Annotated in this window: 28 protein-coding genes; 22 read left to right on the top strand and 6 right to left on the bottom strand. The window is 61.5% G+C overall.

Translation table 11 applies throughout. The features are described from left to right. Positions 1-24 precede the first annotated feature (24 nt). Complete coding sequence (locus tag CYJ07_RS06505; protein ID WP_197038268.1) at positions 25-915, bottom strand: helix-turn-helix transcriptional regulator; 891 nt, start codon at positions 913-915, stop codon at positions 25-27. A gap of 78 nt (positions 916-993) precedes the next feature. Further along, positions 994-2,193 carry an MFS transporter gene (locus tag CYJ07_RS06510; RefSeq protein ID WP_104202863.1) on the bottom strand — a complete coding sequence of 400 codons (1,200 nt, stop codon included), beginning with the start codon at positions 2,191-2,193 and terminating at the stop codon, positions 994-996. Positions 2,194-2,324: 131 nt separating this feature from the next. Here CYJ07_RS06510 and CYJ07_RS06515 point away from each other — a divergent pair, with 131 nt between their 5' ends. The 4 genes from CYJ07_RS06515 (at position 2,325) to CYJ07_RS06530 (ending at position 4,587) form a co-directional block, all read left to right on the top strand. Then, positions 2,325-3,245: a LysR family transcriptional regulator gene (locus CYJ07_RS06515; RefSeq protein ID WP_104202864.1), complete on the top strand. Its 921-nt coding sequence runs from the start codon at positions 2,325-2,327 to the stop codon at positions 3,243-3,245. Between the two features lie 179 nt (positions 3,246-3,424). After that, positions 3,425-3,883 (top strand): carboxymuconolactone decarboxylase family protein, encoded by a 459-nt coding sequence (locus tag CYJ07_RS06520; protein ID WP_104202865.1) that lies wholly within the window; start codon positions 3,425-3,427, stop codon positions 3,881-3,883. Between the two features lie 118 nt (positions 3,884-4,001). After that, positions 4,002-4,199 (top strand): helix-turn-helix transcriptional regulator, encoded by a 198-nt coding sequence (locus tag CYJ07_RS06525; protein ID WP_104202866.1) that lies wholly within the window; start codon positions 4,002-4,004, stop codon positions 4,197-4,199. Then, the gene (locus tag CYJ07_RS06530; protein ID WP_104202867.1) at positions 4,183-4,587 is read left to right on the top strand and encodes a hypothetical protein; all 405 of its coding nucleotides are present in this window, start codon (positions 4,183-4,185) and stop codon (positions 4,585-4,587) included. Before CYJ07_RS06525 ends, CYJ07_RS06530 begins: the two co-directional genes overlap by 17 nt. Positions 4,588-4,647: 60 nt before the next feature. On the opposite strand, the gene CYJ07_RS06535 is transcribed toward CYJ07_RS06530, so the two are convergent. Further along, complete coding sequence (locus CYJ07_RS06535) at positions 4,648-5,484, bottom strand: PhzF family phenazine biosynthesis protein (RefSeq protein ID WP_104202868.1); 837 nt, start codon at positions 5,482-5,484, stop codon at positions 4,648-4,650. Positions 5,485-5,858: 374 nt separating this feature from the next. Between CYJ07_RS06535 and CYJ07_RS06540 the strand changes: the two genes are divergently transcribed. The 4 genes from CYJ07_RS06540 (at position 5,859) to CYJ07_RS06555 (ending at position 9,450) form a co-directional block, all read left to right on the top strand. Further along, positions 5,859-6,266, top strand: a complete 408-nt coding sequence (locus CYJ07_RS06540) for a GFA family protein (protein WP_104202869.1) — start codon at positions 5,859-5,861, stop codon at positions 6,264-6,266. A gap of 252 nt (positions 6,267-6,518) precedes the next feature. Continuing rightward, the gene (locus CYJ07_RS06545; RefSeq protein WP_104202870.1) at positions 6,519-7,247 is read left to right on the top strand and encodes an NAD(P)-dependent oxidoreductase; all 729 of its coding nucleotides are present in this window, start codon (positions 6,519-6,521) and stop codon (positions 7,245-7,247) included. 161 nt (positions 7,248-7,408) lie between these two features. Beyond that, positions 7,409-9,010 (top strand): SLC13 family permease, encoded by a 1,602-nt coding sequence (locus CYJ07_RS06550; protein WP_231489557.1) that lies wholly within the window; start codon positions 7,409-7,411, stop codon positions 9,008-9,010. 89 nt (positions 9,011-9,099) lie between these two features. After that, positions 9,100-9,450, top strand: a complete 351-nt coding sequence (locus tag CYJ07_RS06555) for a VOC family protein (protein WP_104202872.1) — start codon at positions 9,100-9,102, stop codon at positions 9,448-9,450. An 80-nt stretch (positions 9,451-9,530) separates the two neighbouring features. Here CYJ07_RS06555 and CYJ07_RS06560 read toward each other — a convergent pair whose 3' ends face one another. Further along, positions 9,531-10,337 (bottom strand): LuxR family transcriptional regulator, encoded by an 807-nt coding sequence (locus CYJ07_RS06560; protein WP_104202873.1) that lies wholly within the window; start codon positions 10,335-10,337, stop codon positions 9,531-9,533. 125 nt (positions 10,338-10,462) lie between these two features. Between CYJ07_RS06560 and CYJ07_RS06565 the strand changes: the two genes are divergently transcribed. The 3 genes from CYJ07_RS06565 to CYJ07_RS06575 all read left to right on the top strand — a co-directional run bounded on the left by CYJ07_RS06565 (position 10,463) and on the right by CYJ07_RS06575 (position 13,902). Further along, positions 10,463-11,428 (top strand): arsenic resistance protein, encoded by a 966-nt coding sequence (locus CYJ07_RS06565; RefSeq protein ID WP_104202874.1) that lies wholly within the window; start codon positions 10,463-10,465, stop codon positions 11,426-11,428. A gap of 197 nt (positions 11,429-11,625) precedes the next feature. Then, positions 11,626-13,002 (top strand): APC family permease, encoded by a 1,377-nt coding sequence (locus tag CYJ07_RS06570; protein ID WP_104202875.1) that lies wholly within the window; start codon positions 11,626-11,628, stop codon positions 13,000-13,002. Between the two features lie 12 nt (positions 13,003-13,014). Beyond that, on the top strand, positions 13,015-13,902 hold the full coding sequence (locus tag CYJ07_RS06575) for a carbon-nitrogen hydrolase family protein (protein ID WP_104202876.1): 888 nt from the start codon (positions 13,015-13,017) through the stop codon (positions 13,900-13,902). 144 nt (positions 13,903-14,046) lie between these two features. On the opposite strand, the gene CYJ07_RS06580 is transcribed toward CYJ07_RS06575, so the two are convergent. Then, complete coding sequence (locus tag CYJ07_RS06580; RefSeq protein WP_197038269.1) at positions 14,047-14,319, bottom strand: EF-hand domain-containing protein; 273 nt, start codon at positions 14,317-14,319, stop codon at positions 14,047-14,049. Between the two features lie 186 nt (positions 14,320-14,505). Here CYJ07_RS06580 and CYJ07_RS06585 point away from each other — a divergent pair, with 186 nt between their 5' ends. The 4 genes from CYJ07_RS06585 (at position 14,506) to CYJ07_RS06600 (ending at position 17,376) form a co-directional block, all read left to right on the top strand. Further along, positions 14,506-15,420, top strand: a complete 915-nt coding sequence (locus CYJ07_RS06585) for a LysR family transcriptional regulator (RefSeq protein ID WP_104202877.1) — start codon at positions 14,506-14,508, stop codon at positions 15,418-15,420. A 195-nt stretch (positions 15,421-15,615) separates the two neighbouring features. After that, positions 15,616-15,885 carry a hypothetical protein gene (locus CYJ07_RS06590; RefSeq protein ID WP_104202878.1) on the top strand — a complete coding sequence of 90 codons (270 nt, stop codon included), beginning with the start codon at positions 15,616-15,618 and terminating at the stop codon, positions 15,883-15,885. A 115-nt stretch (positions 15,886-16,000) separates the two neighbouring features. Continuing rightward, the gene (locus tag CYJ07_RS06595) at positions 16,001-16,864 is read left to right on the top strand and encodes an NmrA family NAD(P)-binding protein (protein ID WP_104202879.1); all 864 of its coding nucleotides are present in this window, start codon (positions 16,001-16,003) and stop codon (positions 16,862-16,864) included. Beyond that, positions 16,861-17,376: a DUF1801 domain-containing protein gene (locus tag CYJ07_RS06600; RefSeq protein WP_197038270.1), complete on the top strand. Its 516-nt coding sequence runs from the start codon at positions 16,861-16,863 to the stop codon at positions 17,374-17,376. The genes CYJ07_RS06595 and CYJ07_RS06600 overlap by 4 nt, the downstream gene beginning before the upstream one ends. Before the next feature lie 160 nt (positions 17,377-17,536). Here CYJ07_RS06600 and CYJ07_RS06605 read toward each other — a convergent pair whose 3' ends face one another. Next, the gene (locus tag CYJ07_RS06605; RefSeq protein ID WP_104202881.1) at positions 17,537-18,277 is read right to left on the bottom strand and encodes a dienelactone hydrolase family protein; all 741 of its coding nucleotides are present in this window, start codon (positions 18,275-18,277) and stop codon (positions 17,537-17,539) included. A gap of 169 nt (positions 18,278-18,446) precedes the next feature. Here CYJ07_RS06605 and CYJ07_RS06610 point away from each other — a divergent pair, with 169 nt between their 5' ends. The 7 genes from CYJ07_RS06610 to CYJ07_RS06640 all read left to right on the top strand — a co-directional run bounded on the left by CYJ07_RS06610 (position 18,447) and on the right by CYJ07_RS06640 (position 22,973). Next, entirely contained in the window at positions 18,447-19,115 is a 669-nt protein-coding gene (locus CYJ07_RS06610) for a dihydrofolate reductase family protein (RefSeq protein WP_104202882.1), read from the top strand. A gap of 9 nt (positions 19,116-19,124) precedes the next feature. Further along, complete coding sequence (locus CYJ07_RS20565; RefSeq protein ID WP_269320536.1) at positions 19,125-19,388, top strand: hypothetical protein; 264 nt, start codon at positions 19,125-19,127, stop codon at positions 19,386-19,388. Then, positions 19,385-20,344, top strand: coding sequence for a DMT family transporter (locus CYJ07_RS06620; RefSeq protein WP_197038271.1), 960 nt, complete (start codon positions 19,385-19,387; stop codon positions 20,342-20,344). The genes CYJ07_RS20565 and CYJ07_RS06620 overlap by 4 nt, the downstream gene beginning before the upstream one ends. A gap of 40 nt (positions 20,345-20,384) precedes the next feature. Beyond that, positions 20,385-21,143, top strand: a complete 759-nt coding sequence (locus CYJ07_RS06625) for a carbon-nitrogen hydrolase family protein (RefSeq protein ID WP_104202883.1) — start codon at positions 20,385-20,387, stop codon at positions 21,141-21,143. Next, positions 21,140-21,733: an NAD(P)H-dependent oxidoreductase gene (locus CYJ07_RS06630; RefSeq protein WP_104202884.1), complete on the top strand. Its 594-nt coding sequence runs from the start codon at positions 21,140-21,142 to the stop codon at positions 21,731-21,733. The genes CYJ07_RS06625 and CYJ07_RS06630 overlap by 4 nt, the downstream gene beginning before the upstream one ends. A gap of 105 nt (positions 21,734-21,838) precedes the next feature. Further along, a complete protein-coding gene (locus tag CYJ07_RS06635) occupies positions 21,839-22,450 on the top strand; it encodes a cell wall hydrolase (RefSeq protein WP_104202885.1) in 612 nt (203 codons plus the stop codon). Between the two features lie 325 nt (positions 22,451-22,775). Beyond that, positions 22,776-22,973 (top strand): hypothetical protein, encoded by a 198-nt coding sequence (locus tag CYJ07_RS06640; RefSeq protein ID WP_104202886.1) that lies wholly within the window; start codon positions 22,776-22,778, stop codon positions 22,971-22,973. Positions 22,974-23,063: the final 90 nt, after the last annotated feature.

The following is a 23,063-nucleotide window of genomic DNA, read 5'->3' on the forward strand; positions in this document are numbered from 1 at the left end:
CGAACCGAATCGGGCCAGTCGCAACTACCCATAACGCCGCTGCACGTGGCCCAGGTAACCGCCCGGGGTGAAGCCGGTGACCGCCTTGAAGTCATGAATGAAGTGCGACTGGTCGAAGTACCCGGCCGCGTAGGCGGTATCGATCAGCGATACCGCCGCCCCACCCTGCTTGATCAGCTCGCGGCTGCGTGCGATGCGCAGCAGGCGGGCATAGCGCTTGGGCGAGAGCCCCACGTGGTGCTGGAACAACCGCTCCAGCCGACGCTGCCCGATCGGCAATCCGTCGACCAGGGCCGCGATGCTGCCCGGGCCATGTCCCTGGCGTGAGCGGCGGCGCAGCCATTCGAGCGATGCCGGCAATGCCGGATGCAGCGCCTCGGCATGGCGCAGCCGCTCCAGCAGGAAGCGTTCCAGCTGCGCAATGCACCCAGCGAGATCGGGCGCCTGGCATAACCTCTCGTGGAGCGCCTCGAGCGCCAGGTGACGCAGAGCATCGCCCGGCACCAGATCCCCTCCAACCAGCGCGGACAACGCCTCGCCCAGAAACAGCGCCCCGCTTCCCGGCAGGAAGCGCACGCCGAGCAGGTCGAGATCCTCGTCAACTGTCAGTCGCGCCGTGCGCAGCTTGGGGCCGTCGACCCAACAGGCACCGGCAACGGCCTTCCCGTCGCGGCTCAAGGCACCACCGAAGTTGAACAAAAGTCCCAGGCCGCCATCGGGGTGCAGCAATTCCACCGCATCCGCCCCCGGGGCGGCGACACCCTTGGCGTGCCAGAAGCACTGCACGTGAGAGCGCAGCGCGGAGGTGGGGGCGAACTGCTGCAAGCGCAGGCCGGCCGCGGGCGCGACACCGACAGATCGAAAATCTACAATGCCGCGCCCGACGCCCAGGTTAGCTTGGGGCCTGTCATTCACCGTCAGGAGATCCTCTGCGTTCTGAGTCGTCTTGGGTATCGTTCTTTCTATAGTACGCTGACTTCTTGCACCTAGCCTTCAAGTTCTGGCCATGCATGAGGCAGCAGCGGGTCGGGTAAGACGATCGAGCCTCCAACTCCACAAAGCCACTGCAAGGCCGGAAAGGGTAACCAGTGCTGCCACCCAACCCAGAGCATGAAGGCCCAAAAAGCTTTCAATCACGAAGCCACCTAGCGCCGCACCGCCAGCGTTTCCGACATTGAACGCAGCGATATTCGCCGCCGAGGCAAGGCTTGGCGCTCCCTCCGCCGACTTCAAGACACGCATCTGTAGTGGCGGCACTGTACCGAAAGCCGCAGCCCCCAGGAGAAAGACGGCGACAGCCATGAGAATGGTTTGATGCTGGGCAATCGACAGAAAGGCTAGCACAATCGCCAAAAATCCCAGGGAGCCGACGACTGTCGGCATGAGACGGCGATCAGCGAGGCGACCACCCACCAAGTTGCCAAGGATGAGACCGGCACCAAACAGGATCAACAACGGCCCTACTGACGTCTCGGCGAAGCCCGTAACACGCGTCAGAATGGGAGCGATATAGGTAAAGGCAGTGAAGACACCCCCATAGCCAAGTATCGTCATCGCCAGACCCAGCCAAACCTGTTTGCGCTTGAGCGCACCCAACTCCGCACGAACCCCCTGCCGTGATTCTTGTTTCGTTTCGGGCACGAGCAGTGCAGTAGCGATGAAGGCAACGATAGCAATGCCGGTGACGGCCCAAAAAGTCGCCCTCCAGCCAAATGCCTGTCCAATGTAGGTTCCGAGTGGCACCCCAAGGATGTTTGCCAGCGTGGCGCCGGTGAACATGACGGCAATCGCTGTCGCTTGCTTCTCCTTTTGCACAAGGCTCGTTGCCACCACCGCACCAACACCGAAAAAAGCGCCGTGAGCGAAGGCCGTCATTATGCGCGCAGACATCAGCATCCAATAATCAGGCGCGATCGCGCAGCAAAGATTTCCAAAGGTGAACAGGGCCGTCAGGCCCAGCAGTAACTGCTTTCTAGGGAGTCCCGCCGTAAGTGCTGTCAGCAATGGTGCACCTACAACGACACCCAAAGCATAACCTGTGATCAAAAGCCCAGCCGCTGAGATTGATACTTCGAGGTCCCTGCCAACTTCCAGCAGAAGGCCCATTATCACGAATTCCGTCGTGCCGATACCGAAGGCAGTTGCCGTCAAAGCGTAAAGAGCGATAGGAAGGCCGGAGTACTGCGGCACCATGCTGAGATCCTCACTTGGAAAACTTGACCCTAAGGAAAGGGGCTCGGCCCAAGCATGCTGCGAGAGAAATTATTTGACTACATGGCACTTTGGAATAGCATATGTGAATTTGTTTCACGGATCGACAGCATATGAACTACGGCAACCGCAGCGGCGAAATGGAAGTCTTCGTACGGGTTATCGAGGCGGGAAGCTTTTCCGCAGCGGCACGCGAATTGGGACTCACCCCATCGGCCGTCAGCAAGCTGATTGCCCGAATGGAAGTACGCCTTGGCATACGCCTTCTGACACGCACCGCAAGGACCCTGGCGCCGACACCTGAAGGAGAAGCCTATTATCAGCGCAGTGTGCGCATTCTTGCCGACATTGATGAGGCGGACCGCGCTGCGACGGAAGGCGTTGCGCCCAGCGGCAGATTACGCGTATATGCGTCAATTCCATTCGGCAACAACCTGCTCGCACCGCTGCTACCACGCTTCTTGGCTCAGTACCCTCGGATAAAGCTTGATCTCAGTTTTTCCGATGAGACAGCCAATCTGGTGGAAGAACGAGCCGATATTGCCATACGCATGGGTCCCCTACCGGACTCCGACCTCAAGGCACGGCGGCTCGGCACGACTCGGCTTTATATGGTCGCCTCACCCGACTATCTAGCGCAATACGGCACACCAGACAGGCCGGCCGACCTAGCACTCCATAATTGTCTCAATTTCAATTTCCAGCGCACTATCGGACCGTGGCGTTTTGTTGAAGATAGAATCGATGCGCCCATCACAGGCAATGCAGAAGCAAACAACGGCGAAACACTACGTCAGCTCGTACTGGCAGGACTCGGCATGGGCCGGTTAGCCGCCTTCCATGTCGCTGACGACATTACCAGCGGCAGGCTCCTCCGAGTGCTGGCCGAGCACGATCTCAGTCACACGGAGGATATCCATGTGGTTTATGTCGATCGACGCCACATGGCGGGTCGCATACGGGCCTTCATCGATTTCCTAATCGAAGAGGTTGGACCCGTGCTTCGGAAGGCGGAACAGCGATGCGGCATATGAGAAGAGACGAACAAGTCGCTGGATCGGACTTCGTACCGATTCGCCCAGCGACCCCATGCCCTCTCTGCATGCCATCCACGATATTCGAACAGGAACACTAGCAGGTCGAAAATCTACAATGCCGCGCCCGACGCCCGGGCTAGCTTGGGGCTTGTCATTCACCGTCAGGAGCTCCTTCCATGCGCATGAACTACTTTTCCGCCAGCCCCACCGGTCTAAAGGCAATGATCGAACTTCAGCGCCACGTTTCCCGCTCAGGGGAAGAGGGCGAACTGGGCGACGGGCTGCTGGGTTTGATCTACACCCGCGTCTCGCAGATCAATGGTTGCGCCTATTGCATCGACATGCACACCAAGGACGCCCGCAAGGCCGGCGAGACCGAACAGCGGTTATACGCCCTGAGCGCCTGGCGCGAAACGCCCTTCTACACTCCCCGCGAGCGCGCCGCCCTGGCCTGGGCCGAGGCCAATACCCTGGTCGCCGGGAATGGCATCGACGATACCCTGTTCGAGGCGACCCGCGAGCACTTCTCCGAGAAGGGGCTGACCGACCTCACCCTGGCGATCTGTACCATCAACGCCTGGAACCGCCTGTCGATCAGCTTTGCCGCCGATGCCGGCAGCTATCAGCCCACTTGAGGATAGCGCGCCGCTCGACCTTGGCGCGAGCGGCGCACCTCGGCGGACGTCAGTCATTGTCATGCCCGAGATGCCAAGCTTGCTTGTCACAACACTCAGTGCCAAACAAGCTTGGCCTATGGACAATCGCATTCGCTCGCTGCGCAAGGCGCGAGGTTTGACCCAGGCGGCCCTGGCCGAGGCCATGGGTGTCTCACGCAATACCATCAACTCCATAGAAGTCGGCCGCTACGTGCCTTCGCTACCACTGGCCTTTCGCCTGGCGCGCTATTTCGACAAACCCGTCGAGGAGGTATTCGATGACTGCACACCGTGACGCGCGCGACGGCTCCAAGCCACTGGTCGTACCGCTGTTCGCCGTAGCGCTCGGCATCGCGATGTGCCTGCTTTCGTGGCTGGCCGCGGGCGCCCCCGGCGTGGGTCTGGCAATGCTTGCCATCATGCTGGGCTATGCTGCGGTAATGCGCTTCGGCCAACGTTTCGAGTCGGTTCAATTGCTCAGCCACGACTCACCGCTGGATGAACGTCACGCCCTGATCCAGTTGCATGCCCTGCGCGCCGCCTACTTCGTCGTGCTCGCCGTCGCGCTGGTCGGCTTCTTCTGGGAGATCGCCCGCGGCGCTCCGGGCGCCTTCACGTTGATATGCGCCGTTGGTGGCGGCACGCACCTACTCGCTACCGTCATCCTGCGCCGGCGCCTTTGAGTTACCGGCGGGTCGCCGGTCGTTACGCCTCGGTACTCGAACGTCCGCTGGGATCTGCCGCTAGCGGCCAAGCTCAACAGCCTGTCCGGTCACGACGATGCCGCCGCTCAAGGGAATATCAACCTCGATCCGGCTGGGCCGTCCCATCGCCTCGCCCTGCACGATCGTCAGCCGGGCGGGTGTCTGGAGCAGGCCCGCGTCGCGCAGGTAACCGCCCAGGGCTGCGGCCGCCGCGCCGGTAGCCGGGTCCTCCACCACGCCGCCCACCGGGAAGGGATCGCGAGCGTGGAAGTGCTCCTCGCCCTCGCGCCAAACCAGCTGCAATGTGGTCAGGCCCTCGCGCAGCATCAGCGCCTTGAGCCCTTCGAAGTCGTATTCGAGCCGTTCGAGGCGCGCTTTCTCCTTACACGCCAGTACCAAATGCCAGGCCCCGGCGTAGGCCAGTGCGGGCGGAATCTCGAGATCGAGTTCCTCTGCCTGCCAGCCGAGCAGCTCACGCACCTCCTCGACCAACTCCGGCTCGGCGGGCCGGAACTCGGGCGTCACCGAGACCAGCGAGGCCTGCCATTTCCCTTCCACCTGATTGACCGTAACCATCACCTCGCCCACGGCGGTGTCGAGCATGTAGCTGCCGGCCCCGCCCAACTGACCCATTAGCACGCCGCTTGCCACCGTGGCATGGCCGCAGAAGCTCACCTCCGCCTCGGGGCTGTAGTAACGCACCGTGCGTCGCTCACCCGTCCTCGCGATGAAGGCGGTTTCGGAATAACCCACCTCGGCGGCGATGCGCTGCATCTCTGTCGGCTCGGGCAGCGCCTCGCCCAGCCACACTCCGGCGGGGTTGCCGCCGCGCGGGTCGTCGGTGAAGGCAGCAAGGCGATAGAGGGTTCCGCTCATGATTGTCTCCTTGGGAGCGATGGGTCCCCTCATTGTGGGCCGAACCGGGGCGAACACAATGGCCGCTGCCGTCTGTCGCGTTCACTGAAGTTGATGGCCGAAGTATATCGATGCTCGCGTCGTGGTAATGCGTGCGAATCTGGTGTTCGGCCAAGTGGCACGGCGAAAAAAATGCGGTAACGTTGAGAACGGGGTCGTTGCCACCCAGCCATACCGGGGCAGCGCGTGGCGCGAAGGAGGCGGCCTAGAGAGGTTCAGCCATCCGAGACGTTCCTCGCCAGCTAAGGTGCATCATCCCTGTCTTGCGCGCTGAAGTGGATTCGGTGCATTCGGCCCCGTCATCGTTGGCTTCAATTCTTTTCGGAGCAAGAATCATGGAATACCCAATCAAAGGCTCTTGCCAATGTGGCGGGGTAACCTATCAATTGCTGGAACCCCCCTTGAAGGTTTTCGCCTGCCATTGCAAGGAGTGCCAGAAACTCTCCACGAGCGCCTTCAGCATCACTGCGGTGGTGAATGCCGATGCGGTGGAGTTCCAAGGAGAAATGGCGGATTGGCAAAGGGCGGCAGAGAGCGGGAACATCAATGCCGCGAAATTCTGCCCCACCTGCGGCAATCGGATCTATCACTACAACCCGAACGCCCCGGAGAAGATCAAGCTCAAACCCTCCAACCTGTCGGACACGAGCATCATCAACCCCATCGTCCATGTCTGGGTGAGCGAAAAGCAAGCCTGGTATACGATACCCGAGGGCGTCGAGGCGTATGAAAAACAATCATGAAGGAACCCGCAGCTAGCCAAGGCTATCGACCCCACCAACCAAGTGGTGCGCCTAGGCCCGCCACTTTTGGTTGCACCAGCCTACATCTCGTCTGCCTTTTCGAAGCAGAGTGACGAGCGCCCCTTCCGCTTGATTGATCATGCCTGCGCTTGTTTGCGCCACGTAGGGTAAGTCTACGCTCAAGGAAAGAGCGCTAATCTCACAAGGGAACCTGCCAGCACTCCCCAGTTGGCACACTACAAGGAAGACACCATGACCACACTGGTAGTGGGCGCCAGCGGCGCGACGGGGCGGCTGTTGGTGGCACAGCTACTCGAGCGCGGCCAGCGGGTGAAGGTCATCGTTCGTTCGCCCGAAAAACTGCCGAACGATCTTAAGTCCCACCCCTCCTTGTCCATCTTTCACGCAACGCTCCATGAGCTCAGCGAAGACGATCTCGTCCAGCATGTCGGTGGATGCACGGCGATCGCGTCGTGCCTGGGGCACAATCTCACCCTGCGAGGAATGTATGGGCCGCCGCGCCGGCTCGTGGCAGATGCCACCCAATGGCTGTGCGAGGCTGCCCGGTCGGCTCGACCACCGCGGCCCGTGAAGTTCGTGCTCATGAATTCCGCCGGCAACCCCAACCCCGATCTCGACGAGCCGATCTCCGTTGGCCAGCGGTGCGCCATCGGCCTGGTTCGTGTGCTGCTGCCTCCTCATGTGGATAATGAGCTGGCAGCCGATTACCTGCGCACTCAGGTCGGCCAGAGGGCCCGGGCAGTCGAGTGGGTCGCGGTCCGGCCGGATTCTCTCATCGACGCCGATGAAGTCACGGCGTACGAGGTGCATCCCTCCCCCACACGCAGCGCGGTATTCAATGCGGGCAAGACCAGCCGGATCAACGTGGCGCACTTCATGGCCGAGTTGATTACCAACGACGCCACCTGGAACCAATGGAAAGGGCAGATGCCGGTGATTTACAACGAGGGCTATGCGTAGAGCGAGAAAGGGCGAGACACACCGCTGGCCCCCGTTACGCTTTTGTCTTTCTGGAACTAACGGACACCCGATGGGCGGCCGAGACCTTGCCTATGCCGTGTCCAATGCTTTTGGGCTACGCTCCACAAAGGAAGCAGCATTAGGGAAGAGGGAGACTGGACATGGACGAACAGCATCGCCCGCCCGGCAGTAATGCGGACCCGCCCGGGGGGCAAGGGAAGGGTGGGCGATCAGCCAAGATGATTTGGGGCTTGCGCGTCTTCGGGTTGGTCGCGGCGCTGCTCGTCTGGCTCGCCATGGGCCAAGCCGAAGGGCTGTCGTCAGACGCACGTTGGGTCGCGATGATCGCCACCCTGATGGCGGTCTGGTGGATGACCGAGGCGATCCCGCTCTCGGCCACGGCGCTGCTACCGATCGTGCTGATTCCGATGCTGACGGAGCGGACCGTCGGCCAGGCTACGGCGCCCTACGCCAGCTCCATCGTGTTTCTTTTCCTCGGCGGCTTCCTCATCGCCATCGCGATGGAGAAATGGAATCTCCACCGGCGCATCGCGCTCTTGACGCTTGCTCGTGTGGGGATCGAGCCGAAACGGATCGTACTTGGCATGATGCTCGCTACGGGCTTCCTGTCGATGTGGGTCTCCAACACCGCGACGACGCTGATGATGCTGCCGATCGGGCTGTCCGTGCTCCGTCTGGTGGCCGAGCGTAGCGGCGAATCTGCGGAAACGGTCGCCTCCAGCCACGATCATCACCGGGCAGGCCACGTCGACTTCATCTTCGACGAGAATATACAGCGCTTTGGCGTCTGCCTCCTTCTTGCGATCGCCTGGTCGGCGAGCATGGGCGGTCTTGGCACCTTGCTTGGCAGCCCGCCTAACGCCATCGTCGCCGGCTACGCCGCCGATGAACTGGGCCGCACCATCGGCTTCCTCGAATGGATGATGCTTGGTGTGCCGCTGGCCTTTACCTTCATCCTGGTGGCCTGGGTACTGATGACGCGCGTGCTCTACCGCTTCGACGTCGCGGAGATACCCGGCGGCAAGGAAATGATCGACGGTGAGATCCAAAAGCTCGGACTGCTCAGCCAAGGCGAGAAAATGGTGATGATCGTCTTCGGCTCGGCAGCGTTCCTGTGGGTCGTGCCCGGCGTTCTCGGCAACATCCCCGGGGTGGGCGAATGGCTGGGACCGCTCGGTGAACTCGATGATACCGCCATCGCTATCGCCGCCGGCATTGCGCTGTTCATCCTGCCAGCCAGAGGTCGCAACGAGATGGTGCTGAATTGGCATGATGCCGAGGACGGGCTGCCTTGGGGCGTATTGCTGCTGTTCGGCGGCGGCCTGAGTCTCGCCGGCGCGGTCGCCGGCACCGGATTGGATAGTTGGTTTGGCGAGCAAATTACCGGTCTCGAGGTGCTCCCGATCCTGCTGCTGGTCGCGGCTGTCGCCACGATCGTGCTCTTCTTGACCGAAGTGACCAGCAACACGGCGACGGCCGCTACCTTTATCCCCGTGCTCGGGGGCGTGGCGGTCGGTATCGGCGCCGACGCGATGACGCTGCTCATCCCGGCCGCCTTAGCCGCGACCTGTGCCTTCATGCTGCCGGTCGGCACGCCACCTAACGCCATTGTTTTCGGCACCGGAGCGGTCACCATCGCCCAGATGGCACGTGGCGGGGTCGTTCTCAATCTGATCGGTATCGTATTGATCACCGCCTTCTGTTATCTGCTCGGCGGCGTAGCACTTGGGCTACAGTTCTGATGGCGCGACGTGGGACATCAGAAGTTTCTGCCGTTGCTTCGACCGAAGCGCTATGACGTTCTGGCGTAACAACAAGAATCGAGGTAGCCATGCAAGTCAAACGCATCATGTCCAACACAGCGACCTCGGACCTCGCCAAGGCGGAAGCCTTTTACGGAGATATCCTGGGCCTCGAGCTCCTGATGGATCACGGCTGGTTTCGAACGTACGGCACGAACGAAAAGATGACCGTTCAGGTGAGCTTCGGCACCGAGGGCGGCTCCGGCACGCCGTTGCCCGATCTCTCCATCGAAGTCGACGATATCGAAGCGGCCTTGGCGCGGTGCGAGGAGGCAAACGTGGCCATCGAGTATGGACCGGCCAGCGAGCCGTGGGGCGTGCGGCGGTTTTATGTACGTGATCCCTTCGGCAAGCTCGTCAATATCCTGCAGCATGAGTGAATGCGCCCGGCCAAAGGGTGTATCGCGTGGCCATTGCCGAGAGCGGCAGGCGTTAGCGGGAATCCTTCGTGCCCCTTGGCTCAGCCGTGGCCGGTCAGCCGCGCGAACAGCGGCATCAGCAGCGCGAACAGCTCCGCCTGTGAGGAGATGCTGCACTTGGCGTAGAGCTGGCGACGGAAGACCTTCACCGTCTGGGCGCTGACGTTCAGGTGCAGGCCGATGGACAAGGAGGAGTGACCTCGCAGGATGAACAGGGCGACTTCGGCCTGGCGCGGGCTCAGCCGGATGCGGTATTCCTGCTCCAAGGCCTCGCGCAGGCGCTCGACCAGTGGCGCCGGCACCGCCTCGGCGGCACTGGCGGGGCGATAGTCCCGCCAGTGCGCTTCCAACAAGGCGCAGAGGACCTTCGCATTCTGCCGCAGCGCTTGGATCTCACGCTTACCGAAGGGCTTCCCGCTGGATCGATCCCTCCCAAGGCAGGCGGTTAGCGTAATGTCCACGTCAATGCTGGCGAAGACCGCGACTTCATCGAGTAGCGTGGTCTGCTTGTAGTAATTGTTGTAGTAGTGAGTGCGTCGGAAATGATCCGGCGCCACCTCCATCAGCCGTCGTATCCCCCGCACGCTGCCCTTGAGATGCTCGCGATAGAACGGATCCAGCAGATAGGCTCCGCCCAGGTATTGGCTGTCCATCGGCAGGTAGACTACCGGATCGGTGTACTCCCGATAGAGCACGGCCGGCCGGTGTTCGCCGTGGTAGGCAATGACGATCAGGTTGTCGAAGGCGGCCAGACCTTTCGCCAGCGCCGAGAATCGATGGGGCAATTCGGGGGTCGCCAGGGCCTTGACGGCAGCGGCCAGAAGCTCGTCACGTTCGCTCTGTTTCACCAATTCGTGTGTCCGGATCAAATGAATGGGGAAACTTACCGCCCTTCCGGCGCCTTTCTCACAGAAACCCTCGGTAGCTTACTGCCGACAGTGATCATTGTAACCTTACGGAGGAAAGAGCATTCATGCGCGACTGGCTGGAGCGACGGCAATCCTGGATTTATCTGGCCTTTATCCTGGCGGGACTGGCTATCGGGCTAGGCCTGCCGGAGATGACCTCCCGGCTGGAAGCCTTCCTCTGGCCACTGCTTGGGGGCCTGCTCTATGCCACCTTCACCCAGGTTCCCCTGACGCGGATTGGCCAGGGCATGAAGGATGGGCGTTTCATGGCGGCCCTGCTGCTCGGCAACTTCGTGGTGATTCCTCTTGTTCTGGGCGGGCTGATGGCCATCCTGCCCATGTCGCCCGCCGTGCAGGCCGGCGTGCTGCTGGTTCTGCTCGTCCCCTGTACCGACTGGTTCATCAGCTTTACCCACCTTGGCAAAGGCGATGCTGGCAGGGCCATTGCCGCCACGCCGGTGCTCTTGCTCGTACAGCTGCTGGCCTTACCCATCTATCTCTGGCTCTTCCTGGGCGTGGAATGGTTGCAGTCTGCGATCAGCCACCATCTGCTCAGCGCGTTTGGAGGGCTGATCCTCACCCCCCTGGCCCTGGCCTGGGCGACCGAGTGTTTGGCCAAGCGCAGCCTCAATGCCCGACGGTGCGTTCACGGCTTGGGCATGCTGCCCGTGCCGCTGCTTGCGCTGGTAGTCTTCGTCATTGCGGCATCACAGGTAACGACCGTCGCCGACCTCAGCGGGGTGCTTTTGAAGGTGTGGCTGATCTTCGTCGCCTACTTGATCTTCGCCGCTTTCCTGGGCAAGACCCTCGGCACAATATTCCAGCTTCCCACGCGTTCGGCCAGAACCCTGACGTTCAGCTTCGGCACCCGCAACTCCTTCGTGGTGCTGCCCATCGCCCTGACGCTGCCCGAGGCCTGGCATGCTGCCGCTGTAGTCATCGTCTTCCAGTCGCTGGTCGAACTGTTCGGCATGGTGGCCTACCTGACCTGGGTGCCGGGCAAGCTGCTCCCCGAGCCCTCGCACGCTTAGTTTCACGACCTTCTGACTCCCTTCGCCGCTCCCGGCCATACTCGCAGGCCATACCACGCTGGGGTTATATACGCTCCGAAGGCCGCTCAATACCGTTGTAGAGGAGTGGTGTGGCGGGACCCCGCTCGCCACACGAACGCGTCGTACCGGCTTGGCAAAGGCCAGGCGACGGCGCCAACGTGTCCTGGAGACGGATCATGACGGAAAACAATATCAAACTGGAAAGAACCCTATCCCTGAAGGCCGTGGTGCTGTTCGGGCTGGCGTACATGACGCCACTGATCGTGCTCGGCACCTTCGGCGTGATCGCTAGCGCCACCGAGGGCGCCGTGCCCACGGCCTACCTGATCACGACCGTCGCCATGCTGTTCACGGCGTATAGCTACGGCATCATGGCGCGGACCTATCCGGTATCCGGCTCGGCCTACACCTACGCGCGCAAGGCCATCGACTCGCGGGTCGGCTTCATGGTGGGCTGGAGCGTGCTGCTGGATTACTTCTTCCTGCCCATGGTGATCTGGCTGATCGGCGCCGCTTACTTGAACGCACGGTTCCCGGAAGTGCCGAGCTGGATCTTCCTGCTGGGCTTCATCGGCATCACCACGTTCCTCAACGTCTACGGCATCAAGCTGGCGGCCAAGGTGAACTCGCTGCTGATGGCGTTCCAGATCCTGGTGATCGCCTTCTTCGTGCTGCTGTCGGTGCGCCACGTATTCGCCACCGGCGGTACCGATGCGCTGTTCAGCCTGGGACCGTTCCTGGGTGACGATGCCGGCTTTACCGCCATTGCCGCGGGCGCCGCGGTGGCCGCCTACTCCTTCCTCGGCTTTGATGCCGTTACCACCCTGACCGAGGAGACCATCGAGCCCAAGCGCAACATTCCGCGGGCGATCATGCTCACCGCGCTGATCGGCGGTGGTATCTATGTGCTGGTGGGTTACACCACGCAACTGGCGCATCCGGGCAGCAATTTCGTCAACGCCGATTCCGCCGCCTTCGAGATCGCCAGGATGATCGGCGCGGATCTGTTCGGGGCCATCTTCCTGGCCGGGATGGTGCTGGCGCAGTTCACCTCCGGCCTGGCCGCCCAGGCCAGTGCCTCTCGCCTGCTGTTCGCCATGGGGCGAGACGCCGTGCTACCGCGCAAGCTGTTCGGTGCCCTGCATCCGCGTTTTCGCACCCCGGTGTTCAGCATCGTACTGACCGGCGCCATCGGCATCATCGCCCTGTTCATGGATGTGCTGTCCGCCGCCTCGTTCATCAACTTCGGCGCGTTCATCGCCTTCACTATGGTTAACCTCTCGGTGATCTTCCTGGTCAACAGGGATGCGGATGCGATGCGCCGTTATGGTGTCCTCAAGGGCGTGGTCGTGCCGCTGGTGGGTGCCCTGATCAACCTCTGGCTGATGAGCAAGCTGGACATCAATGCCGTGGTCCTGGGGCTGGTCTGGCTGTCCATCGGGCTGGCACAGCTGATTTATCTGACCCGCTTCTTCCGTCGCGAACCGCCGGAAGTGGACTTCGACGAATCGGAACCCGAGCCGGCGCCCGCCGGAGTGGAAGCCAACCTGTAACGGAGACACCCCATGCCCAGATACTTGCCTGTCCTGGTTCTCCAGGACGCCTCCCGACCGCCCGGCACGGACGCCGAGCTGCGGGATTTCGAGGCCGCACTGGCGGAGCACCTGAGCGACTTCGGGGCCGGGTTCGAGCCGCCAAGGATGGTGGTCTGCCCCGAATTCCATCTCTGCGGCGCCACCGGCACCCCAGAGCAGCGACGCGCTCAGTGGGAGGCCGCCGCCGAGCCGATCGACGGCCCCCGCCACCGGCACCTGGCGCGTATCGCCCGCAATCTGGGCATCTGGCTGCTGCCGGGCACGGTCTGCGAACGGGGCGAGGATGGCCACCTGTACAACACCGCACCGGTGTATTCGCCCCAGGGCGAGCGGGTGACCGCCTATCGCAAGTGCTTCCCCTGGCGCCCGTATGAGCCTTTTCGGCCGGGGAGACGCGTCGAAGTATTCGATATACCCGGCGTGGGCCGGGTCGGCCTGGCGGTCTGCTACGACATCTGGTTTCCCGAAGTGGTACGACAACTGGCCTGGCTGGGGGCCGAGGTGGTCATCAACCAGGCCGCCACCTCCACCTGTGACCGCGCCCAGGAACTGGTGCTGGTGCAGGCCAACGCCATCTTTAACCAGGTGTTCATGGTCAGCGCCAACGCGGCCACTCCCTCCGGCGAAGGCCAGAGCCTGATCGTCGACCCCGAGGGCAACGTTCGTACGCAAATGCCCGGGGCGTCCTCGGGCACCCTTACCGATGTCCTGAACCTGGATGAGGTCGAGCGTGTACGTACCTTCGGCACGGCGGGCTTGAACCGCATGTGGTCGCAATGTCGCAACGACGACCCGGTGCTGGAACTGCCGATGTACGATGGCCGTATCGATCCACGCCGCTGGAATCCTGAACGATGAACGGTCCGCGAGGCCACTATTCCGCGACAGAATGAAAAATAGAAAGCATCTAAAAAGAAAAGAGGGAGGCGTACGCCTCCCTCTCTTGTGCGGGCTAGCTTCGTGAACTCGCCCGCAGCGCTTGGTCATGCCAGACACTCGCGATCAACGCTCGCGGTAGTTGAACTCCTGACGGGTAAGCACGCCGTCGTGGTTGCGGTCCATGAACTGGAAGATACCCGGCAGGGAGCCCGCTTCGGCTTCTTCGCGGGAGAGACGACCATCGGCGTCGAGGTCCAGCTTCTCGAAGCTGTTCTGGTCGGAATGGGCGGATGAGGCGGCCAACGGCATCTGCATTTCCTCGGCGCCCCTTTCGGCCAGGGCAACACCGGAGGCAAGGGCAAGTGCCAGGAACAGGGCGGTTTTCTGAGTTTTCATCATTTCACTCTCTCGATTCGTTACAGGGATTAGGTCCGCACTTCTCGATTGATGGTGTTACTAGTGCCGACCCGATGGTTGTATTCTAGAGGACACCAATCCTCTGACTAGAGCGTGATATTCAAACTTAGCGTTTCCCCTGGGAAACGATTAAACTGCGATGGATTCCCGCCCGGTAGCGATGCGATGAACGATCTCAATGACCTCTACTTTTTCCATGCCGTGGTGACCTATCAGGGCTTCTCCGCTGCCTCGCGCCATATCGGCGTACCCAAGGGAACGCTCAGCAAGCGCATCGCGCGGCTCGAGGAGCGGCTCCAGGTTCGCCTGCTGGAGCGGTCGACCCGCAAGATTCGCACCACCGACGTGGGTCATGCGTTCTTCGAGCACTGCCAGACCGTGCTCGCCGGCGCCGAAGCGGCGGAAACGGTGGCGGCGCAAGCATATGCTGAGCCCAACGGCATCGTGCGGCTCAGCTGTCCGCAGGGGTTGATCCAGAACCTCATCGAGGAAGTGCTGCCGGCCTTCATGAAGACTTATCCCAAGGTCCGCGTACACATGCAGGTCTTCGACCGTCGCGCCGATCTGATCGAGGATCGTCTCGACATCGCCATCCGCGTTCGCAGCCGGCCGGACATGGCGGACGCCTCGCTGATCATGCGCCCGCTGGGGCAGAATCACCTGGTGATGGCGGTGAGCCCTGCCGTGCACGCCGCCTGCAAACAGGGGCTGACCATCGACGAACTCGCCGAGGTGCCGACGCTTTCGATGGGGGGAGAAACGGATGAGGTCCGCTGGGAACTGACGGGGCCGAACGAGGAGACGCGCCTGATCACCCTGCGCCCGCGCCTGATGTGCAGTAACTTCGACATGCTGCTTGCCGCAGCGTGCCAGGGGCTTGGCGTGGCGCTGCTGCCCATTCACATCTGCCGGGTGAGCTTTGCCAAAGGGGATCTCGTCCACGTACTGCCGGAGTGGCGCTCACCCTTCGGCACGATCCAGGCGGTCTTCGCCTCACGCAAGGGTCTCGTTCCCTCCGTGAGGGCCCTGATCGACTTTCTCGCCCAAGCCATTCCCTGCAAGCTTTCGGTCGAGGGCTGAGATCAGCTCGCGCCGGCTCGACATTCAGCTCTCTAGCGTACGCATCCGAACCCCGGCACCGAGCCCAGGGTGTGCTTCCTGTAGGCCCGATGCCACTAGCAGACAAGGTAACAGGCGCACTGATGCGCTTTACGCTATATCTAACGTCATGCAGACCAGGCCATCGCTGCTCCGGACATTATTACGGAGACCATTATGGATGAAGACCTCGAACGGATGAGTCGCGAAGCACTGATCGAAGAAACCAAGCGATTACGCCAAGGTATCCGTGAGCACCGCGACTGCAGCCGACACGATCTCTGTTGGCATCACCCTGCCCTCTGGGGACTGCTACCCGACAGTACCGATCCGGTTCCCGTGGTACCGGAATGGCCTGAGTTCATGAAGGGATGCATAAAGTACCGCCAATCTCTGGATGAGCAGTTGCCAAGCGCGCCGCGTACCGATGCCCCCTACGAGGAGTGACACTTCACCGTAGATAGGGATGACGGGCATCGGTGGGTCGTGCCTCCTAGTCTCGAGTATTTAATCCTATGGACGCCATATTGCAGTTGCCCAGTTGAGAGGAAGGAGAACAGGCTTGCACATCATTCTTGGAGGAACCGGCCAGGGTGGATCAGCGACGGCCCGTGCGCTGCTGAAACGCGGCGAGCCAGTCACCGTCGTCACGCGCGATGCCTCACACGGCTCGGACTTGAGGGACGCAGGTGCCCGTATCGCTGTCGTCGACATCCATGACATCACAGGTTTGCGTGATGTGTTCCGCACCGGCACGCGCGCTTTCCTACTCAATCCCCCCGCCGCGCCTTCCGGCGACACTGACACCGAAGAGCGGGCGAGCGTCACGGCTATCGTTGAAGCCCTGGACGGGTCGGGATTGCAGAAGATAGCTGCCGCATCCACCTACGGCGCACGCCCTGGGGAGCGATGCGGCGATCTCACCGTGCTCTACGAATTCGAGGAAAAGCTTGGTGCCCAATCCATCCCTACGGCAATTAATCGTGGCGCCTACTACATGAGCAATTGGCTCGGGATGCTCGACACCGTGCGTAAGCACGGCACGCTGACGAGCTTCTTTCCGGCCGATTTCGCCTTTCCGATGGTCGCACCACAGGACCTGGGCGAGGCGGCCGCGCGCCGACTTATGGAATCGGCACACGAAACCGGACTTCACTTTGTGGAAGGGCCGGAGCGTTACTCTCCACGCGACGTGGCCGACGCGTTCGCTGAGGCGCTCGGCATTACGGTCGAGGTCGAAACTATCCCGCGCGAAGATTGGGAGAAGACATTCTTGCAGTTCGGTTTCTCGCAAGAAGCCGCGAAGTCCTATGCTTGCATGACGGGTACGGTTGTAGACGACAAGGCCGAATGGCCGGACCGCCCTGAACGCGGGACGACCACGCTACGTGATTTCATTCGAGGTAACGTGGAAGCAACTGGGTGATTCGACCACAAGGCAGACGCTGGAATGAACGCTTACAGGTCATCATGAAAAAAGAAACCAAACAAACCGCCGCGAAGGCTTCCAAGCCTATGAAAGGTTCCGACAAGGAGCCCGCTCTCCTCTCGGGCGGCAACCCTCAGATCGCCAAGGCCGATGGCGATGCCCCGGTCCAAGCCTACATCGCGGCCATGCCGGGCTGGAAGAGCGAAGTCGGGCGCCGCCTCGACGCGCTTATCGTCCAGACCGTGCCCGATGTGCGCAAGGCCGTGAGATGGAACACGCCCTTCTACGGCATCGAGGGCCAGGGCTGGTTTCTCGCCTTCCATTGCTTCACGAAGTACATCAAGGTGACGTTCCTCAATGGCGCTTCGTTGCACCCAATGCCGCCTGGCGAGTCAAAGGTTCCGAATACCCGCTATTTCCATATCCATGAGGACGATCCGCTGGACGAGGAACTCATGGCGAACTGGATCGGGCAAGCATCCGAGCTACCTGGGGAGAAAATGTTTTGATGTATGGCGCGGCCTACCCTCAGCAGTGCTCTCTGTGGCCGAAAAGAAGCCTTAAGTTAGTAATCAGGAACAGGCTCCCTTAGCCCTCGCCCAAGGCGGGTTTTCTCACGACATCGCGGCCCTGTACAGCGGGACCGCCGGGATGAAGGACGCGCTCCCGTTACAGCGTCTCTTCCAGCAGCATGGCGATTCGTTTGTGATGCAGGGCATCGGCGGCGGCATCGTAGGAGGGGGCGTCCTTGGCCGTGAAGCCGTGGGCGGCGCCCTTGTAGAGCTCGGTGGTGAAGTGCACGCCAGCTGCGGCCAGCGCTTCGTCCATGCGGGCAATCTGCTCGGGGGGCAGCAGCTCGTCCTTGTCGGCGTGGCCGAAATAGACGCGCCCCTTAATGGTGCCAACTACGGGCACGGGACTGTTCGGATCGTCGGCTTCCGCCAACCGGGCCGAGTGGAAACCCGCCGCAGCGGCGACGCGGTCTGGGTACTCGGACGCCATCCGCAGTGCGAAGGTCGCGGTCATGCAGTAGCCCACCACGCCTATCTTTCCCTCCGCGAACTCACCCTCGTTATCGATGCAGTCCAACAGGGCGGCGAAGTCGCGGGATTGCGCTTCGGGCGTGAGGCGGCCGGCATACTCGACCAGCGTCGGTCGCACGTCCGGGTCGCGGAACGACTTGCCTTCCGGCACGACGTGGCCGCTCGCATCGCGGTAGTAGATGTTGGGCATCAACACGGCATAGCCATTGTCCGCGATCTGCTGGGCTTTTTCGTGATAGCAGGGGCGCAGACCTCCGATATCAGTAAACACCACCACGGCGGGAAGGGGGCGATCGGTGCCCCCTGGCGTGAAGACATGAGCGTCCATGGTGCCGTCGGCAGCGGGGATTTCGATAGCACGAGACATGATGGGCTCCGGGTTGTCGATGGAGAATGGATGTCGTCCGCGACGAATGTCACCAAAGCCATCTAACCAGAGACCGGCCCTGTTGACGAGGTCGTTGCTTTGCCGCCCCGTCGATTTCGCAGCACCTCATTCGACGACTGGATGCAAAGCAAACCAGGAGGATGAGCTCATGCGAAAAGTGATCGTTGGCGCGATGGTGTCACTGGATGGTGTCATGCAGGCACCCGGCGGGCCGCAGGAAGATCCGACCTGTGGTTTCCGCTACGGCGGCTGGGTCGCGCCGCTGGTGGACGAGGTATTCGGAGAAGAGATCGACAAGCTGTTCGGCCAGCCGTTCGACCTGCTGCTCGGCCGCAAGACATATGAGATCTTCGCCGCGCACTGGCCGTATGCCGAGGAAGGGCCGGACGATTCCATCGCCAAGACCTTCAATTCGATCAATAAATACGTGGCGACACGAAAGGGCCTGGAGCTGACCTGGAAGGACTCGGTAGCCCTCCACGATGCGGTGGCGGATGTCGCCAAGCTGAAGCAGGACGACGGTCCGGCGCTCGTCACCCAAGGCAGCACCGAGCTGATCCACTCGCTGCTCGCGAACGATCTGGTCGACGAGATCAATCTTTTCATCTGCCCCGTCGTGCTGGGAAAAGGCAAGAAGCTGTTCGACGATGGCGCAAAGCCGGCAGCATTCGAACTCGCGGCCAATCGCGTGTCACCCAACGGTATCGTGATCGCGAAGTATGTACGCGACGGCGCGGTGAAGACCGGCGATTTCGCCATGGACCCGCCCACTGCGGCGGAAGTGGCAAGACGCGAGAAGATGCAGCAGGAAGGTTAGCGCTCCGTGATGCATGAGCGGCTGGTGCGGGCGCGGGCCACTTGGCGTCTGGATCAGGTCGGTGGAGAGGAGATACGCGATGGCATGCTGTCTGCCTACCGTTTCGCCGACTTGGACCCGTACCGAGCTGCTACCCACAACAAGGGTATCATGAACAGGGTCAGCGCCGTGGTGCTGGCCTCGAAGCCGACTTCATTCGCAAGAAACGGAGTTTTCCACGCCCTGCGCCGCTCTAGGTTGGAATCTCATTCCCTATCCGAGCGCTGCAGATGAATACGATCCATCGAACCATGGGCCCGTTTGAGTGGCTGCTCCTGGTGACGCTGTCTCTGCTGTGGGGCGGCTCATTCTTCTTCGTGGGGGTGGCCGTAAAGGAGTTGGGGCCGCTTACCATCGTGGCGTTGCGTGTGGGGCTGGCGGCGTTGGCGCTGAATGCGCTGATCATACTGCTGGGCAAGCGCATGCCGCGCGATCCGGCGCTCTGGGCAGCTTTCTTCGCCATGGGCCTGCTCAACAACATGATCCCATTCAGCCTTATCGCCTGGGGCCAGGGACATATCACCAGCGGCCTGGCGTCGATTCTCAATGCCACCACGCCCCTCTTCACCGTCGTCGTGGCGCACTACCTAACTCGCGACGAGCCTCTGACCTCGGGTCGCGTCGCCGGCGTCCTGATCGGCTTTGCCGGGGTTGCCTTCATGCTCGGTGCGGATATTCAGGCAGGAACGAGCAACCGCTCATGGGCTCAGATCGCAGTGCTGGCAGGTGCCCTTTCCTATGCTTTCGCCGGTGTATTCGGGCGTCGCTTCCGCACGCTTGGCTGCTCACCCATGATCACTGCTTGCGGACAGGTCACGGCATCGGCCACGGTGCTGATGCCCCTGGCCCTGATGGAGGAACGCTTCTGGGAGCCTCCCTGGCCGGGGCTCGAAACCTGGTCGGCGCTGCTCGGCCTGGCCCTGTTGTCCACCATGCTGGCGTATATCGTCTACTTTCGCCTGCTGGCCACTGCAGGGGCCACCAATCTGCTACTGGTAACCTTCCTGATACCGATCAGCGCCATTCTGCTTGGCACGCTCTTCCTGGGCGAACGGCTGGAACCTCGACACCTTGCCGGCATGGGGCTGATTGGGGTGGGACTCGCGGCCATCGATGGGCGACCACTGGAGAGGATCAGAGAGCTAAAGAAGAGGACCGGCGCCCTGTATAGAAACCGATCCCGCGAATAATATAAGCGTTTGGCGGAACCGAACGGAAGGAAGACAAGCGATGAAACTCTGTGCCGTGCAGTGCGCCTCCATAACGGGCGATATCGAACGCAACGTGGCTCGGCACGCGGAGTGCGTCGCGCTGGCCGTGTCGCATGGGGCAGGGCTGGCCGTCTTCCCCGAACTTTCATTGACCGGCTACGCGCCCTCGCTGGCGAAGCGACTGGCCACCCATCCGGACGATGCCCGGCTGGACGCTCTGCAGCAGCTCAGCGACGCCCACGGCATCGCAATCGCCGCGGGGCTGCCGCTGGTCACGCCCGACAAACCGCGCATCGGCATGGTGCTGTTCCAGCCGCATGCAGCGCGTCAGGCGTATGCCAAGCAGATGTTGCATACCGACGAGCTGCCCTACTTCAGCGCTGGAGAACGGTCGCTGGTCTTCGAAGCCGACGGTCGGCGCATCGTGCCGGCCATCTGCTATGAATCGCTGCAACCCGAGCATGCCTCAGCAGCCGCAGGCCTCGGCGCGCAGATATACCTAGCCAGCGTGGCTAAACAAGCCGGCGGCATGGAGGCCGCCCATGCGCACTATGCCGCCATTGCCCGCGAGCACGTCATGACGGTGCTGCTCGCCAATTGCCTGGGCCCCTGCGACGGCGATGCGGGCGCGGGACGCTCGGCAGCCTGGAATCATCAGGGCGAGCTTGTCGCCTCGCTCGACGACACTCGGGAAGCTCTGCTCTTGTACGACACCGAACGACACACCGTGGCCATTCTGCCAGGCGATGCTGAGGAAGCGAGAGGAAACGCACGATGAAGTGCCTGGTGGTCAAGGCCCACCCCTTGGACGAAAGCCTGTGTTCTTCCCTAACGGAGCATGTCGTCGAAGTGCTTGAGCGTGCTGGGCATAGCGTGGAACTCGAGGACTTGTACGCCCAGGCTTTCGAACCGGCCCTGACCGCCGCCGAAAGGCGCAGCTACTACATCCGTTACGACGCCGAACGGGTCAGCGCCGAGACTGAGCGGCTGCAATCGGCGGAGGCGATCGTGCTGGTTTTTCCCACCTGGTGGTTCGGTTTTCCTGCCATTCTCAAGGGCTGGTTCGATCGCGTCTGGGCGCCTGGCATCGCCTACGATCATGCTGACGACCTAGGTCCGATCGCGCCGAGGCTGGACAGGCTCAAGCACATGCTCGTCGTCACGTCTCTGGGCTCGCCCTGGTGGGTCGACCGGCTGGTGCTGTGGCAGCCGGTAAAGCGCGTGTTGAAGACCGCCATTGTACGGACTTGCGCCCCGGGCTGCCGTCTTCGAATGCTGTCAATCTACGGCAGCGAAAGCTTGTCAGCCGAACGAGTGACACGTTTTAAGACACAAATCGAGAGGACTTTACGGCACTGGCCTTGCTAAGAGATACCCACTGGACATGGCGCGCTGACGCTTTACTTTTAACGTTACGCAACGCATCGAGTTACGAAATGGAACCCACTATAACGATACGAAAAGGTTCTCTTCATGCGCCATTCCAGGGTAGCCGGCTACCTCCTTTCCGCCCTGCTGTTGGCGCCTCTCGCCTTCGCCGAACCGGAATCCGAGGAGAAAGTCATCATCATCAAGGCCGAAGTTTTGGAGCAAGTCGTTGCACCCGACAAGGAGGCGAGTGCCTTGGCCGAGCCGATTACTCGGCAGGAAGCTCAGGTAGTCGACCCTGCTGGCACCAATCCACTGAATGATCCGCTGACTTGCCTGGCACGCACCATCTACTGGGAAGCGAAAGGCACCCTTGGCCTCGACATGGAATCGGTGGCCAGCGTCGTCATGAACCGACTGGCCCATGAGGATTTTCCCAATACCATCTGTGAAGTAGTCAAGCAGGGCTCCGAACGGAGCCCGTGCCAGTTCTCCTGGTGGTGCGACGGACGCCCCGATGAAGTCGTCGAAGGCAACGCCTACGAAATCACCAAGGAGGTGGCGCGGCGAGCGCTCAACCGGCAATTACCCGACAAGACCGATGGCGCTCTCTATTTTCATGACCGCAGCGTAATGCCCGACTGGGCACATGAGTTCCAACTCACCACCGAGACCGATGCCTTCTTTTTCTACCGGCCTCAAGCCAGCGTAAAGTGATAAGTGTGTTTGCGCTCGACAGCCATTACTCCAGGCGAAGCCAGACCACCGCTGCAAGAGATCAAACGCAGAGCTCCCTAACAAATGCAAAAAAATAATTACCAAAGTAGCAAGAACTCGAATTGAATTGTAATACTCTCGCACCAAGACCAATTGCTGGAAGTCGAAAGTCACCACAGAAGCACGTTACGGCACGGTTTCGGTCGAATCGGAGTTGACGCTACTCAGCCAAGTGACCACGCTAGGAAAAACAATAAGCCCAAATGGATCCGGGCATTCTCGTTATGGCTAATGTCGCCAAGGATCTCACGCAGGAGAACGCGCCATGTTCGTGTCACTACTTCCCCGCACCGCCCCCATTTCCTCCACTCCGCATGAGACGGACATCGAATCGTTGCTCGACAGCATGATGAGTGACGAGGGACTCACTCGTCAGCAGCAGGATCAACTGCTCGATCTGCTGATTCTCGAGCGTGCCGAGATCAAGCGCCAGCTCAATCGCCTGCGCGAGGAGCACAGCTGACGCAACACACAACCGACCGCGACAGGCACGGCGCGTTGAAAGGCCTGCTACGGCTCTGCCACCCTTTTCATCTCCCCAGGCACGCTGGCT

It is taken from the genome of Billgrantia saliphila (genome assembly GCF_002930105.1).
Taxonomy (GTDB): Bacteria; Pseudomonadota; Gammaproteobacteria; order Pseudomonadales; family Halomonadaceae; genus Halomonas; species Halomonas saliphila.